This window comes from Pseudoduganella sp. UC29_106 (assembly GCF_044055365.1).
Classification (GTDB): domain Bacteria; phylum Pseudomonadota; class Gammaproteobacteria; order Burkholderiales; family Burkholderiaceae_D; genus Rugamonas.
In genome coordinates, this window is the sequence record NZ_CP171977.1 from 507,414 (window position 1) to 525,766 (window position 18,353).

The following is an 18,353-nucleotide window of genomic DNA, read 5'->3' on the forward strand; positions in this document are numbered from 1 at the left end:
ACGAGCCGGTAATGCATGTGAACCTGACCCGGCCCACGCGGTGGACGCAATTCGCGGCTTACGTGCGGCACGGGGTCTGGCACATCTGGATCGGCTTCGACCACATCCTGTTCCTGATTTCCCTGCTGCTGCCGGCCGTGCTGGTCCGGCGCGATCGTCAATGGCACGAGGCCCCGGCCTTCCGCGGTGCCGCGATGGACGTGCTGAAAATCGTCAGCGCATTCACGCTCGCGCACTCGGTCACGCTCAGCCTCGCTGCGCTGCACGTAATGAGCCTGCCTTCGCGCTGGGTGGAATCGGCGATTGCCGCATCGGTGGCCGTGGCGGCGCTGAACAACATTGTGCCCGTCGTGCGCGGCAAGCGCTGGCTGGCTGCCTTCGTGTTCGGCCTCGTGCACGGCTTCGGTTTTGCCAGCGTGCTGGCCGACCTCGGCCTGCCACGCGACGCATTGGCGCTGGCCTTGGTGGGATTCAATGTGGGCGTGGAAATAGGGCAGATCGCCATCGTGGCAGCCTTCCTGCCCCTGGCTTACGCCGTGCGCGGAACATGGCTGTACCGGCGCGTAATGCTGGTCGGCGGCTCCTGTGCCATCGCCCTGCTGGCCGCGCTGTGGTTCGGAGAACGCGCTTTCGACCTGCTTATTTGACCATCCCACGCACTACATCCGCACCCATGGGCCTTTGTACAGCACCGGTCCGGTAGGACCGTTCGGATCGGGCGAGCCGCCGCGCTGCTCCAGGCTGATCGCCAGTACCACGACGTCGCTGCCCGCCGCCCGCTCGTTGAGCGTCAGGGTCGCCTGGCGCGCCGTGCCCAGCACGCCCAGCGAGCGCGGATTGCCCTGCTTCGGGATCGCCCACAATTGCAGCGCCTTATCCGGCGGCACCGGCGGGCCGCCGACTACCTTGACCTCCATCACCTGCCGGCGCGCATCGGCGGTCACCACCAGGGCCGGCTGGGATTGCGCATCCGTCAGCGTGGCGACCATATCGACCGAAGGCGCTTGCAGCGTGCGCACGCCGATCGTTGCCACCAGCAGCGCGGCAATGGCGGCGGACGCCAGCCCAAGCCCGCGCCACCAGCGCAGCGAATCCCACCAGCGCGCGGCGGCGGGCGCTTGCTCCGCTGCGTCCAGATGCAGCCTGTGCGCAATGTCGCGCCATACGCCCGGCGGCGGCGCCACGGCCGGCGCCAGCTCGGCCATCGGCACCAGGCGCTCCTGCCACTCGGCCACCATGCGTCGCAAGGCCGCATCGTGGAACATCCATCCCTCGAAGCGCCGCCGCGCGCCGCCGCGCAGAGTGCCCAGCACATATTCCGCGGCCAGCCGTTCGCGTAAAGCCTCGTTCCCGCGGATATTCATGCCTGCCCCCTTTTTGCGAGACAGGTCTTGAGCTTCTCCAGTCCCCTGCGTATCCAGGTTTTTACCGTGCCAATGGGAAGCGACATGCGTTGCGCCACCTCGCTGTGCGACAGATCATGAAAGAACGCCAGCCCGATCACCTGCCGGTGCATGCCCTCCAGCGTGGACAGGCAGGCGGCCAGCGCCTGCGCCTGCGCGCTGAGCGCCAGGCTATCGTCCGGGCGGGCAGTGGAATCGGCTAGCGTATTCATGAAATCGGCATCCATCTCAAGCGGTTCATCCAGGCGGCGCAGGATATCGAGCGCCTTGTTGCGCACGATGGTCGCCATCCACGTCATCGGAGCGGAGAGACCGGCCTGGTAGGTCGATGCCGAATGCCAGATCGACACGAAGCCTTCCTGCAAAGCCTCTTCGGCCAGCTCCTTCTTATGCAATATACGCAGCGCGAAGCCAAACAGTTTCGGCGCGGCCGCGTCGTAGAGGGCGCGGAAGGCTGACGCATCATGGCGTCCCGTGGCAAGAAGCCAGGCAAGCAGCTGCTGAGGATCGGAGGACATGGCGGAACTCCGTGAGGACAGGGGTTCCGGCCATGATAGCTGCCGCCCGGCCGCTGGTCTATATCATTGCTCAAGACAGGGCTACAATACGGCGCAACTTCCAACACATCCGGAGACTGCATGTCCACCACTGCCTTCCGCCGCCTGTTTGCCGCCGCCGCCATAAGCGCCGCCGGCCTGGCTGCCGCCGCCCAACCCGCCACCGTGCGCGTCGACTACATCCACAGCGGCAATGCCCTGAACGAAAGCTACGCCATGGAGCGCGTGGTGATCGAGCCTTTGCCCTGGCCGGGCGACATGAAGCGCACCATCGACACCACCAACCGCGGCACCAACAAGGTCGAAGTGGCCGATGCGAAAACCGGCGAAGTGCTCTACACCCGCACCTTTTCCACCGTATTCGGCGAGTGGCGCACCACTGAGGAAGCGGGCAAGGCCAGCCGCGCCTTCGGCGAATCCGTGCGCTTTCCCAAGCCCGACCGCCCCGTCAAGGTGCGCATCCTGAAGCGCGACGAGCGCAATGAATTCTCCGTGGTGTGGAGCGCCGAAGTCGATACCGACGGCCTGGATGTGGTGCGCAAGCAGGCCCCCGCGCCCGCAAAACCGATTCCGATCCGCGTCAGCGGGCCCTCCGAAAACAAGGTCGACCTGCTGATCCTGGGCGACGGCTACACCGCCGCCGAGATGGGCAAGTTCGAGCAGACCGCGAAGCGCCTGGCCGACTACCTGTTCACCGTGTCGCCGTTCAAGGAGCGCGCCAACGACTTCAACGTCTGGGGCATGGCCGTGCCTACCCAGGAATCCGGTATCAGCCGCCCATCGACCAAGACTCACCATGCATCCTCGCTCGGCACCCGCTACGATATCTTCGGCAGCGAGCGCTATGTGCTGACCACCGACAACCGCGCCCTGCGCGACATCGCCCAGTACGCGCCCTACGAGTTCATCGAAATCCTCGTCAACAACGATACCTACGGCGGCGGTGGCATCTATGGCCAGTTCAGCACCGCCGCGGCGAACAACGACTGGGCCAACTACCTGTTCGTGCACGAATTCGGCCACCACTTCGCCGGCCTGGCGGACGAGTACTACACCTCGCCCGTCGCCTACGCCACCGGTGGCGCGCGCATGGAGCCTTGGGAACCCAACGTCACTGCGCTGCTGGACCCGTCGAAACTGAAATGGAAGAAGCATGTGCATGCGGGCACGCCGCTGCCGACCCCCTGGCCGAAGAAGGAGTATGAGTCGCATTCGCGCGACTACCAGGCCATGCGCGCGAAGTTGCGCAAGGAAAACCGTCCCGAGTCCGATATGAGCAAGCTCTTCAACGACGATCTTGCCTGGACGAATCTGCTGTTCTCGAAATCGCCCAACACCAGGGGGGTTGGCGCCTTCGAGGGCGCGAATTACGAGGCGACCGGCTATTACCGTCCGCAGATGCAGTGCCTGATGTTCGACCGTAGCGAAGCCTTCTGCTCCGTGTGCGCCGAAGCCGTCAGTGAGACTATTGATCTGTATTCAAGGTAAGGATTTGTTACTGGGTGCGCCAGCGCACAGTAGCTATGGTTGGGCGAGCATATTCTGGTTTCACCTAATCACTAAGAGGTGGAATCATGAATAAACTGCTCGCAACCCTGATCGCTGGTGTGTTCGCAACCGCCGCCTATGCCCAAACCCCGGCGCCGGCTCCGGCTGTCACCACGACTCCGGCATCTCCGGCTGTGATGAAAGAGCAGGCTAAGGCGGACAAGGATGTCGCCAAGGCCCAGGAGAAAGAAGCCAAGAAGGCTGCCGAGGCCGACAAGGATGTCGCCAAGACCGCCAATAAGGCTGAAGAGAAGAAAGCCAAGGCCCACGCCAAGGCTCACAAGGAGCGTGTCAAGGCTGACGAGAAAGTCGCCAAGGCCGACGCCGACGACAAGATGAAGACCGAAGCCAAGGTAGAGAAGGACATCGCCAAAGCTGACATGAAAGCAGCCAAGGTCGATGCCAAGCAGGACGCCAAGGTAGCAAAGGAGCAGGCTGAAGCCAATAAGGAAAAAGGCATCGCCGCGGCGAAAACTGCTGAAGTCAAAGCCAAGGCAGCGGCCGATGTGAAGGAAGCTGCGGCCAAGCATTAAACCCAGGCAAGTGCTGGTGGCAGGCACAAAAGTGCCCGCCACCTGTTCAGCAGCTGTGGCCGCAGTCAGGTGGCGGGCACCTCAGTGCCTGCCACCAGCTTTTCCGGTTCAGGTATTCGGCGTCAATCCCGTCGGCTTGATCCGCGTCGGCATCGCCTTGCCCTTGCGCGCCCGCTTGCCGAAATGCGGTTCCAGCAGTGTCGGCCCCATGCGCTCCTCCTTGGCCTTCTGCGCATTGCCGATCCCCAGCACGGTCACGCCCTTCTGGGTAATCGCCCGTGCGGCCACCAGCTTCTCCTTATCCTCCAGCTCCATCAGGATCACGCCGCGTCCGCCGTTGGACAGGACCTTCATTTCGTCCATACCGAACACCAGCAGGCGCGCCTTCTCAGAGATGGCCGCCACCGCGCTCGCATCGGCGGTCACAATGGTCGGCGGCAGCGGCTTGGCGCCCTCGTCCAGCGTCATGAACGCCTTGCCGCCCTTCAGGCGCGACACCATATCGCCTGCCTTGGCGATAAAGCCATAGCCCGCATCGGACGCCATCAGCAGCTGGGTCGCGGCATTGCCCGCGAAGTAGTGCAGCAGGCGCGCGCCGCCCGACAGATCGACCAGCGTGGTAATCGGCACGCCATCGCCGCGCGCATTCGGCAGCGCGGACACCGGCACCGAATACACCTTGCCATTGTCGCCAAAGCCCAGCAGCGTATCCACCGTGCGGCACTCGAAGGCGCCGTACAGCGCATCGCCCGCCTTGAAGGCGAATTGCGCCGGATCGTGGCCGACGCCGGTGCGCGCGCGCACCCAGCCTTTCTCGGAAATGATCACGGTCACCGGCTCGTCCACCACCTTCTGCTCGACGACCGCCTTCTGCGCTTCCTCGATCACGGTGCGTCGGGCGTCGCCATACGTCTTCGCGTCCGTCTCGATTTCCTTGATGACCAGGCGCTTCATCGACGATGGATTGTCCAGCAGATCCTGCAGCGTCTGTTTTTCCTTGCGCAGGTCGGCCAGTTCCTGCTGGATCTTGATCGCTTCCAGTCGGGCCAATTGACGCAGGCGGATTTCCAGGATGTCTTCGGCCTGGCGGTCGGACAGCTTGAAGCGCTCGATCAGCGCCGCCTTCGGCTCGTCCGAATTGCGGATGATGTGGATGACTTCATCGATATTCAGCAGGATGGTCTCGCGGCCTTCCAGGATATGGATGCGGTCATCGACCTTATTCAGGCGGAACTGGGTGCGGCGCGTCACCGTGGAGAAGCGGAAGTCGATCCACTCCTGCAGGATTTCGGTCACGCCCTTCTGGCGCGGACGGCCATCGCCGCCGATCATCACCAGGTTCATGGACGCCGAGGTTTCCAGCGACGTATGCGCCAGCAGCATCAGCATGAATTCGGTCTGGTCGATATTCTTCGACTTCGGCTCGAACACCAGGCGCACCGCGGCTTCGCGGCCGGATTCGTCGCGCACCTTGTCCAGCTGGGACAGGAGCAGCTGCTTCAGCGTCAGCTGCTCAGGTGACAGCGCCTTCTTGCCCAGCTTGACCTTCGGATTGGTCAGCTCCTCGATCTCTTCCAGCACCTTCTGCGCCGAAGTGCCCGGCGGCAGTTCGTACACGACGGCCTGCCACTGGCCACGCGCCAGTTCTTCGATCTTCCAGCGTGCGCGCACCTTCATCGAGCCGCGGCCCGAGGCGTACATATCATCGATCTGCGCGCGCGGCGTGATCAGCTGGCCGCCGCCCGGGAAGTCCGGACCCGGCAGGATGCCCATCAGCTCCGCATGCGACAGTTTCGGATTACGGATCAGCGCCACGGTGGCCGCTGCCACTTCGGTCAGGTTGTGCGACGGGATTTCCGTCGCCAGGCCCACGGCGATACCGGAGGCGCCGTTCAGCAGCACCATCGGCAGGCGCGCCGGCAGCAGCGACGGTTCCTCATACGAGCCGTCATAGTTCGGGATGAAGTCCACCGTGCCCTGGTCGATTTCGTCCAGCAGCAGGCGCGAGATCGGCGTCAGGCGCGCTTCCGTGTATCGCATTGCCGCGGCGCCGTCGCCGTCGCGCGAGCCGAAGTTACCCTGGCCATCGATCAGCGGATAGCGCAGCGAAAAGTCCTGCGCCATGCGCACCAGCGCGTCGTACACCGACTGGTCGCCGTGCGGGTGCAGCTTACCCAGCACATCGCCCACCACGGTCGCGGACTTGCGCGGCTTCGCCGTCGGGCCCAGGCCCAGTTCATTCATCGAATACAGGATACGGCGCTGCACCGGCTTCTGGCCGTCGCACACATCCGGCAGGGCGCGGCCCTTCACCACCGAGATCGCATAATCCAGGTAGGCGCGTTCCGCGAAGGTGGACAGGGTCAGCGTCTCGCCGCCATCGCCGCCATCATTACCGCCCGGCTGTTCCGGGTTCGGATCTTCGTCAAAGAGATTTGCTTGAGTCATATTCGTTGTCTTTTACTAAAACCCGAGGCATAAACCTGGTGTCTGACACGATGTGTCAGACACCTGCTTTAGGCCGTTGGTTTAAATATCCGCTTCCACCTCATTGCCGTGTTCCTCGATCCAGGCCCGGCGTGCGGCGGCTTCGCCTTTGCCCATCAGCATATTGAAGCGCGACGAGGAGTAGCCATGGTCGAAATCGCCCAGCGCCACCGGCAGCAAGCGGCGCGTATCCGGATTCATGGTCGTTTCCCAGAGCTGTTCCGCATTCATCTCGCCCAGGCCCTTGAAGCGGGAAATGGTCCACGAGCCGTCCTTCAGACCATCCTTGCGCAGCTTGTCCTCGATCGCCACCAGCTCCCCATCATCCAGCGCGTACAGCTTCTGGATCGGCTTCTTGCCGCGGGCCGGCGCGTCCACGCGGTACAGCGGTGGACGGGCGATGCAGATATTTCCGTTCTCGATCAGCTTCGGGAAGTGGCGGAAGAAGAGGGTGAGCAGCAGTACCTGGATGTGGGAACCGTCGACGTCCGCATCGGAGAGGATGCAGATCTTGCCGTAGCGGAGACCCGAAAGGTCCGGCGAATCGCCGTAGTTGTGCGGATCCACGCCGATCGCCACCGCGATATCGTGGATCTCGTTGTTCGCGTACAGGCGGTCGCGGTCCGTCTCCCAGGAGTTCAGCACCTTGCCGCGCAGCGGCAGGATGGCCTGGAATTCCTTGTCGCGGCCCATCTTGGCCGAACCGCCCGCCGAATCGCCCTCGACCAGGAACAATTCGGTACGCGTCACGTCATCGGTTTCGCAATCGGTCAGCTTACCTGGCAGCACAGCCACGCCGGACGATTTCTTCTTCTCGACCTTCTGCGCCGAGCGCAGGCGGGACTGCGCCTGCTTGATCACCAGCTCCGCCAGCTTCTTGCCATAGTCGATGTGCTGGTTCAGCCACAGTTCCAGCGCAGGCTTGGAGAACGTGGACACCAGGCGCACCGCGTCGCGCGAATTCAGGCGTTCCTTGATCTGGCCCTGGAACTGCGGGTCCAGCACTTTTGCCGACAGCACGAAGGAAGCGCGTGCAAACACGTCTTCCGGCAGCAGCTTCACGCCCTTCGGCAGCAGCGAGTGCAGCTCGACGAAATTCTTCATCGCGCCGAACAGGCCTTCGCGCAGGCCGGATTCGTGGGTGCCGCCATTTGGCGTGGGAATCAGGTTCACGTAGGACTCGCGCACGACGGCGCCTTCCTCCGTCCACGCCACCACCCAGGAAGCGCCTTCGCCCTCGGCAAAGCCTTCTGCGTCCGGGGTGGCGAACTGCTCGCCCTCGAACAGGGGAATCAGCGTTTCGCCATTGGCGGTCTGCGCGATCTGTTCATTCAGGTAGCCGCGCAGGCCATCCTTGTACATCCAGGTCTGTTCGTCGCCCGTCTTGCCGTTCTTCAGCGTGACGGACACACCCGGCAGCAGCACTGCCTTGGAGCGCAGCAGGCGTTGCAGCTCGACCTGCGAGATCAGCGGCGAGTCGAAATATTTCGCATCCGGCCAGGCGGTCACGCGGGTGCCGGACTTCTTGCCATCCTTCGGCGCCGGCTGGGAGCTCAGGGGCTCGACCAGATCGCCGTTTTCGAAAGCGATGTTATGGAAGCCGTTGCCCGCTTCGTCTTTACGCCATACGGCGATTTCCAGGCGCTTGGACAGTGCATTGGTGACCGACACGCCTACGCCGTGCAGGCCGCCCGAGAAGGCGTAAGCGCCGCCCGAGCCCTTGTCGAATTTGCCGCCCGCGTGCAGGCGGGTGAACACGATTTCCACCGTCGGCACGTTTTCTTCCGGGTGCAGGCCGACCGGGATGCCGCGGCCGTCGTCTTCAACGGTGATGGAACCGTCCGCATTCTGCGTGACGATAATATTTTTGCAATGGCCGCCGAGCGCCTCGTCGGAGGCGTTGTCGATCACTTCCTGGATGATGTGCAGCGGATTCTCGGTGCGCGTATACATGCCGGGGCGCTGTTTGACAGGCTCCAGGCCTTTGAGGACGCGGATCGATGATTCGCTGTAGTCGGATACTGGTTTTTTAGTGGCCATACATGGAATTGCGGTTTGGTTAAACACGGACGCTCCGCATTCTATCCTCAACCGGCGGGTACTTAGCAAGTTTTATAGTGTGTTTTTATACAGTTATAGTTGCAATAATTGCCATTTTACGAAGTCTTTACCTGTGGCATGTCTCTTTTTAGACTGTTTTTGCGGTCCGATCGATAAAGTTCCCCGCATCCCGCAAATGCGGAAACCCGGAACCCAATCGATGAAAAAAATGCTTTTCGCCGCCACACTGTGTGCGGCTGTCACGGTCGCCCAGGCCGAAGAACTGAGCTTCAACGCCGGCGCCACCTCCGACTACCGTTACCGCGGCATTTCCCAGACCCGTCTTCAACCAGCGCTGCAGGGCGGGGTGGACTACGTCAACGATCCGACCGGCTTCTATGTCGGCGCCTGGGCGTCCACGATCAAGTGGACCAAAGACGCGGGCGGCGACGGCCACGTGGAGCTGGACATCTACGGCGGCAAGCGCGGCCAGATCACGGAAGACCTGAGCTACGACGTGGGCGTGCTGACCTATGTCTACGACGACAATGGACTGAAGAACGTGCCGGGCTTCGCCAACGCCGACACCACCGAGATCTATGGCCAGATCGGCTACGGCCCGGCCACGCTGAAGTATTCCCATTCCGTGACCAACCTGTTCGGCTTCGTGGACAGCAAGAACAGCGGCTACCTGGATTTCAGCGCCAACTTCGATATCGGCAACGGCTTCACCGCCAACCTGCACGCCGGCCACCAGAAAGTGAAGAACAACGGCGCTGCCGACTACACCGACTGGAAAGTGGGCTTGACCAAAGATCTCGGCTTTGCCAGCCTGCAGCTGGCCGGTGTTGGCACCAACGCGTCGAAGACGGCCTATGCTTCCCCTGCCAATGGCAAATTCCTGGGCAAGACCGCTCTGCAACTCACACTAAGCAAGACCTTCTAAGTGTGCGCTGGCCCTCGTGGCCCGGCGTACTTTTGCCCGGCCCGGCGCCGGGCTTTTTTTAGCTTCTTCACAGATTGCCGGGAAAATCGCTCGTCGCAAGGCGCCTGCGGTGGCGTGCGACCAGAGCCACTCTTGCGCTGATTGCCGTTGCCATTCATGGCGACCGTCGCGCCTGGCGCGCTACGTGACCGCCAAAGCTGGCGCGCAGCCGGGTTCCATCGGGAAGGAAGACCTGCTTCCATTGGTATCCGGTCCCGGAAGCTGCTGCTGGCTGCGCCTCGGCCGCCGCTGCCGGCCGTAGGTAGTTGCGTATCGCATCGCAAATAAACGGCTCCAGGGATAAAGAGTCCGACCAGCATTGGCCGGTGAATTCGCCCAGGGCTTCAAGCACGTCGCTGGGCACGCGAATCGGGTAATGGAGCTTAGACATGATGGGTCTTCAAAAGTCGGTTTTTACTAAGCAGTACTACTTCCTTCCAAAGCCTGCTAGAACGCACTGGCTGTTACTAAAATTTCCCTTCAGAACGCGAATCGGCACTAAATGCTTGTGGCCTGTGTTCATTGGAGCGGGGCAGCGCGAATTAGTTCCCCGGATAGCGAAGACTCCGACGAAATAGCGACGACCAGCACGGAGTAGTAAGGGATATCGCGTTTTAGTAACAGGCATGGCGGAGCACACCGCCGCCCCGGAGGATGAAAGAAACTAGACTGGGGAGAGAAAGCGGCGGATCGAGATCGTTGTGTTTTTTGGTGGTCAGACCCCGTTAGTAACATGATCCCTTGACCTGATCCGTACCCCGGATTGCTTCCTAGAGAGCGCACGCTAAAAAGGCCGTGGGCGCTTCGGTGCCCTCAGGCAGACTTCAGGCCACATCCGCCGCTTTCCTCCATCAGTGTAAAACAGCGGGAGGTCATGTGGAACTGCAAACACTCTACAAACGCGTGATTGGCCTGGATGTGCACCAGAGCCAAATCACTGCCTGCGCCTTAATTGAGGAAGCCGACGGTACGCAACGGATTGAGCAGCGGCAATTTGGTGCCTTCAAGCGACATCGCCAGGAGCTCGCAGCTTGGGCAGCCGCTCTGAAGCCTGACGAAGTCGTGATGGAAAGTACCGGCATTTACTGGAAGAGCCCTTATGCAGCGCTGGAAATGGTGGGCATTCAGGCCAAAGTGGTCAATGCGCGTCACGTCAAGAATGTCCCTGGGCGAAAAACCGATGTGGCAGACGCGCATTGGCTGGCCATGCTGGCGCGGGCAGGCCTGCTACGCGCCTCTTTCGTGCCACCCACTGCATTGCGCGAATTGCGTCTTATCGCGCGACAACGACAAAAACTGGTTGGCCAACTAGCTTCGGAAAAGAATCGCCTGCATAAAATACTGAGCGATGGCGGCATCCGCCTGAGTGTCGTCGTCAGCGATGTGTTTGGACAATCGGCCCGTGCCATGGTCAAAGCCATTATTGTAGGTAAGGCGCCCCATGAAATACTCGATCTGGCTGGGCGCCGCTTTAAAGCCAGCAGAGAAGAACTGTTCGACGCTGTGCAAGGAGACTTGAGCCGGAGTCACCGCTTTGTACTGGATGAGCTAATGCGACATATCGACGAAATTGAGGCACGCATCGCTCGCTTCGACGCACGCCTGCTCAGCGAACTGGCCAATGAGCAGCCCAAGCTAAAATTGCTGCAGACCATGCCCGGTATCGATCTAATAGGCGCAGCCATGCTGCTGGTAGAAATCGGTACTGACATGTCGCTGTTCAACAGCGCTGACCGCCTTGCCTCCTGGGTGGGTATCTGTCCGGGCAATAACGAATCTGCTGGTAAGCGGAAAACTGGCAAGGCCGGCAAAGGCAACAACTACATCCGTCGCCTGCTGTGCGAGTTTGCACATGCTGCCAGCCGCACCAAATGCGTCTTCAAATTGAAGTTCCAAGCCATGAAATTGCGACGAGGGTATAAGCGCGCTATCGTCGCCGTCGCTCACAAGATGCTGCGCACCATCTATTACATCCTCAGGCGCGAACAACCTTATCGCGATAGCAGTGCCGATTATGAGGCCATGTCGGTGCAGCGCAATGCCCCGCGCTGGTTCAAGGCGCTCAACAAATTTGGATACATCAAGCCAGTTCAAGCCTGATTGCCGTCCGAGTTAATACCACACTGGCCTTTGGTGAGTCAGGTACTAGCTCGCCCTGATACCTGATTCTTTCACGCTAAAAACCGGAAAAATCAGTACCCCTCCCTATACGGGCGCAGGATTGCTGACTCGGCAGCAGATATCTTTTGTGGATTGAGCGGTTTTTCTCAACAAAGAGCACAGGCATAGTGCAACTTTCAAGGAGAAAACCATGCACATTCCATCTTTCGGCCTCGGCACTTTCCGCCTGCAAGGGCAAGTTGTCATCGATTCGGTCCGCAACGGTCTGGATGTGGGATATCGCCACATCGATACTGCACAAATTTACGGCAATGAAGCTGAAGTCGGCCAGGCGCTGGCGGAAAGCGGTGTGCCACGCGGCGAGCTGTTCGTGACGACCAAGGTGTGGACCGAGGCGTTGGCGGCCGGCAAGCTGATTCCCAGCCTGAAGGAAAGCCTGCGCAAGCTGCGGCTGGAGCAGCTGGACCTGGCGCTGATCCACTGGCCATCGCCGGGCGACGCGGTGCCGGTCGCCGAATACATGGGCGAGCTGGCGCTGGCCCGCGAGCAGGGGCTGACGAAACTGATCGGCGTGTCCAACTTCACAGTGCGCCATATGGAGGAAGCCATCGCGGCCGTGGGCGCGGCGGCGATCGCGACCAACCAGGTCGAAATCCATCCCTTCCTGCAGAACCACAAGGTGGTCGATTTCGCCCGCCGCCACGGCATCCACCTGACCGCCTACATGCCCCTGGCCTACGGCAAGGTGATGCATGACCCGGTCATCGCGCGCATCGCCGAGCGCCACGTCGCCACACCGGCGCAGATCGCGCTGGCCTGGTCGCTGCAGCAAGGCTATGCGGTGATTCCATCGTCCACCAGGCGCACCAACCTGGAGGCGAACCTGGGCGCCCGGCGCATCACACTGAACGACGAGGAACTGGCAGCGATTGCCACCCTGGAGCGCGGCGAGCGCATCGCTAATCCGGAAGGCATCGCGCCTGCCTGGGATTAAGCGATGAGCGCCCTCGAACGCCTGCAGGCCGGCGGTTTCAGCATCGGCCTCGAACTGCCGCTGGACAATGACTGGTCCAGCACTGCCCACCACGCCAGGGGCGCCGCGGCGCGCCTGCCCGGTGAGCCGGACATGCAGCGCCACTTTGAACTGGCGCAGCTGGCCGACCGCCTTGGTTACCGCGCCTTGTGGCTGCGCGACGTGCCGCTGTACGACCCGTCCTTCGGCGACGCGGCCCAGGTGTTCGAGACTTTCAGCTACCTCGGCTACCTGGCCGCCGCCACGAAGAACATCCTGCTCGGCACCGCCGCCGTCGTGCTGCCCCTGCGGGAGCCACTGCTCACACTGAAATCCGCCGCCACGGTGGACCAGTTGAGCGGCGGACGATTGCTGCTCGGCGTGGCCAGCGGCGACCGCCCGGTCGAATACCCGATTTTCGGACGCGATTTCGCCAGCCGCGGCGCCAGCTTCCGCGAGCAGATCGCGCTGGCCCGCAGCTGGGCCGGGCAAGCGCTGCCACCCGGCGTGCAGCTGATCCCACGCCCCGCGCAGCAGCAGTTGCCATTGCTGGTCGCCGGCCTCGCGCAGCAGTCGCCGCAGTGGATAGGCGAGCACTTGGATGGTTGCCTGGCGTATCCCGGCGCGCCGCAGGACCACGCCGCCCGCAGTGCTGCGTGGCGCGCCGAGGCAGGAAACAAGCCCTACATCAGCTTCATCCACCTCGACCTCGCGGAAAACCCGGATGAACCCCTGCGCCGCCACCGCTTCGGTGGGAGGGGAGGGCGCAAGGCCCTGGCAGCCGAGTTGCAAGCGATGCAGGCAGCAGGTGTCGCTCATATCGGCCTGCACCTGCGCCGCAACGAGCGTCCCCTGGACGAAACCATGCAGGAGATCGCGGAGTTTGTGCTGCCCGGCTTCGCGCTCCCCCGTGCGGCATAGCGGAAAGCTATAATGGCCCAATGAACAATCCCTCGCATTCGGCCGCTCATTCTGCGCGGCATCACGTGCAGACGGCTGTCTGCATCGTCGGCAATGGCGCCATTGCCAAAACGGCAGCGCTGGCCTTCGCCCAGTCCGGACAGAGCGTGACCCTGCTGGGTCCGCCGCCCGCGCCGCAGCGAGAGGACCAGGCCAGCTGGGATGTGCGCGTGTTTGCCCTGAACCACACGGCCAATAAGCTGCTCGAGCGCCTGAAAGTATGGGGCGCGATGGACCAGGCGCGCATTGCGCCGGTCGATGCGATGCTGGTTAATGGCGACGGCAAGAACGGCGGCACCCTGAATTTCGACGCCTACGGCGCTCATACGGGCACGCTGGCCTGGATCGTTGAAGACCGCAACCTGAACCAGGCGCTGGACGCCGCCCTGCGCTTCGCCCAGAACGTGCACGTGGTGCACGGCCGCGCCACCGCGCTGCACACCGAAGGCGACTGCGCCACCATCACCCTGGATGACGGCAGCGTCCTGAAGTCTTCGTTGGTGGTCGGCGCGGACGGCGCCAATTCCTGGGTGCGCGGCCAGTGCGATATCGGGCTCGATTATCGTCCTTACAACCAGTGCGGCGTGGTATCCAACTTCGCCTGCGAAAAGCCGCATCACGGCGTGGCCCACCAATGGTTCACCTGCGACGAAGGCATCATCGCGCTGCTGCCGCTGCCGGGCAACCAGGTTTCGCTAGTGTGGTCGGCGCCGGAATCGCTGTCCGACACGCTGTGCCGCGAAGGCGCAGCACGCATCGCCGAGCGCCTGGCAACCTATGCCGCCGAAAAACTGGGCGCCCTGACCCCGCTGCAGCCGGAACTCGTGCGCGCCTATCCGCTGAAGCTGATGCGCCCGCACTCGATGGTGGCACCGCGCGTGGCCCTGGTCGGCGACGCCGCCCACGTGGTGCACCCGCTGGCCGGCCACGGCATGAACCTGGGCTTTGGCGACGTGGAAGACCTGGTCCAGGCCGTCGCCGAGCGCGAGGAACACCGCTCGATTGGCGACGAACGCGTACTGGCCCGCTATGCCCGCGCCCGCAAGGAAGAAGTACTGCTTATGCAAGTGACAACGGACGGACTGGAGCGTCTTTTTGGTGCAAATCTGGAACCTGTGCGCGTTGTCCGCAATTTCGGGCTAAACTTGCTGAATAAATTGCCGGGCGTAAAGCGCCGGCTGATTTCACATGCCCTAGGCAAGCAGTAAGCGGAGAATTTATGAAGATGAGAAAGCTCGCCCTGGCGGCAGCATCGATCATGCTGATGTCCTGTGCGGACGCACAAAACGCGACCGAAGCGAAGATCAAGAAAGTCCTGGAACCGAAACTTGGCGAAGGCGTCAAGATCGACTCCGTGCGCAAGACGCCGTACGCCGGCATGTACGAGATCCGGGTTGGCAACGAAATCCGTTACACGGACGAGTCGGGCAGCTACCTGATCGTGGGCCACGTGTTCGACCTGAAGACGTCCGAAGACCTGACCCAGGCGCGCATCGATGACCTGAACAAGATCAAGTTCGACGAGCTGCCGCTGGAACTGGCCATCAAGACCGTGAAAGGCAACGGCAAGCGCGTGATCGCCGTGTTCGAAGACCCGAACTGCGGCTACTGCAAGCGCTTCCGCCAGCAGACGCTGACCCAGGTGGACAATGTGACCGTATACACCTTCATGTACAACATCCTGTCGCCGGACTCGTTCACCAAGTCGACCAATATCTGGTGCTCGTCCGACCGCAACAAGGCCTGGGATGAATGGATGGTGAAGGGCAAACTGGCGCCGGCCGCTCCCGCCGGCTGCTCCACCCCGAACGACAAGGTGCTGGCCCTGGGCCAGAAGCTGAACATCAACGGCACGCCGGCGATCTTCTTCGCCGACGGCAGCCGCGTGCCGGGCGCGATCGACGCCCGCATGCTGGAATCGAAGCTGTCCGGTATCAAGCAGTAAAGAGCGGGCGATCCATCCGATCCGCAGCCTGGCGGCGTGCCTTTGCACGCCGTTTGAATTTGCACGACTCTAACAAGCTAGGGAGCATTCATGGTCACACTGAATATCAACGGGCGTGATGTGCAGGTCGATGCCGATCCATCGACCCCGATCCTGTGGGCACTGCGCGATAACCTCAATATGACGGGCACCAAGTTCGGCTGCGGCGCGGCACTGTGCGGCGCTTGCACGGTGCACCTGGAAGGGCAGGCCATCCGTTCCTGCATCACGCCGATTTCCGCTGCCGTAGGCCAGAAGATCACGACCATCGAAGCCATGTCCGCGGATAAGGTGGGCAAGGCGGTGCAGGATGCCTGGGTCAAGCACGACGTGCCGCAATGCGGCTACTGCCAGAGCGGCCAGGTGATGAGCGCCACGGCCCTGCTGCGCGCCAACAAGTCGCCCAGCGATACCGACATCGATAACGCCATGGCCGGCAATATCTGCCGCTGCGGCACCTACCAACGCATCCGCGCCGCGATCAAGGATGCGGCAAAAACCATCGCCTGAAGGAGGCCGCCATGCGTAAAGAATGGATGGAACCGTCCCGCGCGGCTGGTTTGTCGCGCCGCAGCTTCCTGAAAGCCGGCGCCGTTGCGGGCAGCGGCCTGGTGCTGGGCTTCGTGATCACCGGCGGCGGCCGTTTCGCCCGCGCGGCCGATGCGCCGGCAAAGCCGGTCTATGAGCCGAACGCCTTCCTTAATATCGCGCCGGACAACACCGTCACCGTGCAGGTAAACCGTCTCGAATTCGGCCAGGGCGTCCATACGGCGCTGCCGATGCTGATCGCCGAAGAACTGGATGTGGACTGGAAGCAGATGCGCGCGGCGCTGGCGCCGGAGGGCCAGGTCTACAAGGACCCGGCCTTCGGCATCCAGATGACGGGCGGTTCGGGCTCCGTCGCCCACTCCTGGGAGCAGTACCGCGAAGTAGGCGCCAAGGCGCGCCTGATGCTGATCGCCGCCGCTGCCGAGCAATGGAAGGTGAAGCCGGAACAGGTGAAGACTTCGAAGGGCATGCTGATCGGCCCGAACGGCCAGAAGGCGACCTATGGCGCGATGGCCGATGCGGCCATGAAGCAGCCGGTGCCCGCAACCGTAAAACTGAAGCCCGCCAAAGACTTCAAGATCATCGGCAAGCCGACGCCGCGCCTCGATGCGCGCGCCAAGTCGGATGGCAGCCAGCAGTTCGGCATGGACTTCAAGCCGGAAGGCACGAAGGTCGCCGTGGTGGCGCGTCCGCCGGTGTTTGGCGCCAAGGTCGCGAAGTTCGATGCAAGCGCCGCCAGGGCCATTCCGGGCGTGGTCGATGTGATCCAGGTGCCGACCGACCGTGGCGGCAGCGGCGTGGCGGTGATCGCCAACGGCTACTGGCCCGCCAGGCAGGGCCGCGAAGCGCTGAAGATCGACTGGGACACCAGCGGCCTGGAAAAAGTCAGCAGTACCGAACAGCTGGCGCAGTACAAGACGCTGGCCGCCCAGCCGGGCACGCCGGCCAAGAAAGCCGATACGTCCAGGCTGGCCGGCGCAGCGAAGAAGATCGACGCCGTCTACGAATTCCCTTACCTGGCGCACAGCCCGATGGAGCCGCTGAACTGCGTGGTGGACCTGAAGGGCGACGGCTGCACCATCTGGGCCGGCAGCCAGTTCCAGACGCTGGACGTGGTGGCCGCCGCCAAAGCGGCCGGCCTGAAGCCGGAGCAGGTGAAGCTGAACACAATGATGGCGGGCGGTGGTTTCGGCCGCCGCGCCGTGCCGACCTCGGACTACATCGTGGAAGCGGTCAATGTCGCCAAGACCTGGGGCAAGGGCCCGGTAAAAGTGATCTGGAGCCGCGAGGACGATATCAAGGGCGGCTACTACCGCCCGTCCCATGTGCATAGTGCCAAGCTGGGGCTGGACGCGCAGGGCAACATCGTGGGCTGGGATCACGTAATCGTCGGCCAGTCCATTCTGGCGGGCACGCCGTTCGAGCCGATGATGGTCAAGGACGGCATCGATGCCACGATGGTGGAAGGCATGGGCGAGCCTTACAAGGTGCCACTGAACCTGAGCGTGCATAACGTGAAGGCGAACGTGCCCGTGCTGTGGTGGCGCTCCGTGGGTTCAACCCATACCGCCTTTGTGATGGAAACGCTGATCGATGAAGCGGCGCATGCGGCGAAGATGGACCCGGTGGCTTACCGCAAGAAGCTGATCGATCCCAAGCACACGCGCCATCTGGCCGCGCTGGACCTGGCGGTCGCCAAGTCCGGCTACGGCAAGAAGAAGCTGCCGAAAGGGCAGGGCTGGGGCGTGGCCGTACACGAATCCTTCAACACCGTGGCGGCCTATGTGGTCACCGCGTCCGTCAAAGATGGCGTGCCCAAGCTGCATACGGTAACCGCGGCGATCCACTGCAACCAGCCGGTGAACCCGATGACCATCGAAGCCCAGGTGCAGGGCGCCATCCTGATGGCCGTCGGCACCACGCTGCCGGGCGCCGCCATCACGCTGAAGGATGGCGTGGTCGAGCAGAACCAGTTCAGCGACTACACGGTGGCGCGCATGCCGGACATGCCGAAAGTCGATGTGCACATCGTGCCCTCGCACGATGCGCCGACCGGCATGGGCGAACCGGGCCTGCCGCCATTGGCGCCGGCCTTTGCCAACGCAGTGTTCCAGGTGACGGGCAAGCGCTTGCGCAAGCTGCCGTTCGACCTGGCGACTGCCACAGCCTGAGGC

Annotated in this window: 16 protein-coding genes; 11 read left to right on the forward strand and 5 right to left on the reverse strand. The window is 62.6% G+C overall.

Features of this window, described 5'->3' with window-relative positions; genetic code table 11:
• Positions 1-11 precede the first annotated feature (11 nt).
• Positions 12-647: a HupE/UreJ family protein gene (locus tag ACHMW6_RS02885; RefSeq protein WP_395405408.1), complete on the forward strand. Its 636-nt coding sequence runs from the start codon at positions 12-14 to the stop codon at positions 645-647.
• Between the two features lie 12 nt (positions 648-659).
• On the opposite strand, the gene ACHMW6_RS02890 is transcribed toward ACHMW6_RS02885, so the two are convergent.
• Together ACHMW6_RS02890 and ACHMW6_RS02895 are read right to left on the reverse strand one after the other, a co-directional pair.
• Positions 660-1,364 (reverse strand): anti-sigma factor domain-containing protein, encoded by a 705-nt coding sequence (locus ACHMW6_RS02890; protein WP_395405409.1) that lies wholly within the window; start codon positions 1,362-1,364, stop codon positions 660-662.
• Positions 1,361-1,921 carry a sigma-70 family RNA polymerase sigma factor gene (locus ACHMW6_RS02895; protein WP_395405410.1) on the reverse strand — a complete coding sequence of 187 codons (561 nt, stop codon included), beginning with the start codon at positions 1,919-1,921 and terminating at the stop codon, positions 1,361-1,363. The genes ACHMW6_RS02890 and ACHMW6_RS02895 overlap by 4 nt, the downstream gene beginning before the upstream one ends.
• Before the next feature lie 120 nt (positions 1,922-2,041).
• Here ACHMW6_RS02895 and ACHMW6_RS02900 point away from each other — a divergent pair, with 120 nt between their 5' ends.
• Positions 2,042-3,448, forward strand: coding sequence for a M64 family metallopeptidase (locus ACHMW6_RS02900; RefSeq protein ID WP_395405411.1), 1,407 nt, complete (start codon positions 2,042-2,044; stop codon positions 3,446-3,448).
• An 86-nt stretch (positions 3,449-3,534) separates the two neighbouring features.
• Positions 3,535-4,041, forward strand: a complete 507-nt coding sequence (locus ACHMW6_RS02905) for a hypothetical protein (RefSeq protein ID WP_395405412.1) — start codon at positions 3,535-3,537, stop codon at positions 4,039-4,041.
• Positions 4,042-4,149: 108 nt separating this feature from the next.
• Here ACHMW6_RS02905 and parC read toward each other — a convergent pair whose 3' ends face one another.
• The gene (parC, locus tag ACHMW6_RS02910) at positions 4,150-6,489 is read right to left on the reverse strand and encodes a DNA topoisomerase IV subunit A (RefSeq protein WP_395405413.1); all 2,340 of its coding nucleotides are present in this window, start codon (positions 6,487-6,489) and stop codon (positions 4,150-4,152) included.
• Between the two features lie 81 nt (positions 6,490-6,570).
• Positions 6,571-8,568 (reverse strand): DNA topoisomerase IV subunit B, encoded by a 1,998-nt coding sequence (locus tag ACHMW6_RS02915; protein WP_395405414.1) that lies wholly within the window; start codon positions 8,566-8,568, stop codon positions 6,571-6,573.
• A 220-nt stretch (positions 8,569-8,788) separates the two neighbouring features.
• Between ACHMW6_RS02915 and ACHMW6_RS02920 the strand changes: the two genes are divergently transcribed.
• Positions 8,789-9,514 (forward strand): TorF family putative porin, encoded by a 726-nt coding sequence (locus ACHMW6_RS02920; protein WP_395405415.1) that lies wholly within the window; start codon positions 8,789-8,791, stop codon positions 9,512-9,514.
• A 154-nt stretch (positions 9,515-9,668) separates the two neighbouring features.
• Here ACHMW6_RS02920 and ACHMW6_RS02925 read toward each other — a convergent pair whose 3' ends face one another.
• A complete protein-coding gene (locus tag ACHMW6_RS02925; protein WP_395405416.1) occupies positions 9,669-9,944 on the reverse strand; it encodes a hypothetical protein in 276 nt (91 codons plus the stop codon).
• Positions 9,945-10,429: 485 nt separating this feature from the next.
• Between ACHMW6_RS02925 and ACHMW6_RS02930 the strand changes: the two genes are divergently transcribed.
• The 7 genes from ACHMW6_RS02930 (at position 10,430) to ACHMW6_RS02960 (ending at position 18,350) form a co-directional block, all read left to right on the forward strand.
• Entirely contained in the window at positions 10,430-11,653 is a 1,224-nt protein-coding gene (locus tag ACHMW6_RS02930) for an IS110 family transposase (RefSeq protein ID WP_395402598.1), read from the forward strand.
• A gap of 211 nt (positions 11,654-11,864) precedes the next feature.
• Complete coding sequence (gene dkgB / locus ACHMW6_RS02935; RefSeq protein WP_395405417.1) at positions 11,865-12,668, forward strand: 2,5-didehydrogluconate reductase DkgB; 804 nt, start codon at positions 11,865-11,867, stop codon at positions 12,666-12,668.
• Positions 12,669-12,671: 3 nt separating this feature from the next.
• Positions 12,672-13,607 (forward strand): TIGR03571 family LLM class oxidoreductase, encoded by a 936-nt coding sequence (locus ACHMW6_RS02940; protein ID WP_395405418.1) that lies wholly within the window; start codon positions 12,672-12,674, stop codon positions 13,605-13,607.
• Positions 13,608-13,627: 20 nt separating this feature from the next.
• Positions 13,628-14,854: a UbiH/UbiF family hydroxylase gene (locus ACHMW6_RS02945; RefSeq protein ID WP_395405419.1), complete on the forward strand. Its 1,227-nt coding sequence runs from the start codon at positions 13,628-13,630 to the stop codon at positions 14,852-14,854.
• Positions 14,855-14,865: 11 nt separating this feature from the next.
• Entirely contained in the window at positions 14,866-15,591 is a 726-nt protein-coding gene (locus ACHMW6_RS02950) for a DsbC family protein (RefSeq protein ID WP_395405420.1), read from the forward strand.
• Between the two features lie 90 nt (positions 15,592-15,681).
• A complete protein-coding gene (locus ACHMW6_RS02955; protein WP_395405421.1) occupies positions 15,682-16,140 on the forward strand; it encodes a (2Fe-2S)-binding protein in 459 nt (152 codons plus the stop codon).
• Between the two features lie 11 nt (positions 16,141-16,151).
• On the forward strand, positions 16,152-18,350 hold the full coding sequence (locus ACHMW6_RS02960; protein ID WP_395405422.1) for a molybdopterin cofactor-binding domain-containing protein: 2,199 nt from the start codon (positions 16,152-16,154) through the stop codon (positions 18,348-18,350).
• Positions 18,351-18,353: the final 3 nt, after the last annotated feature.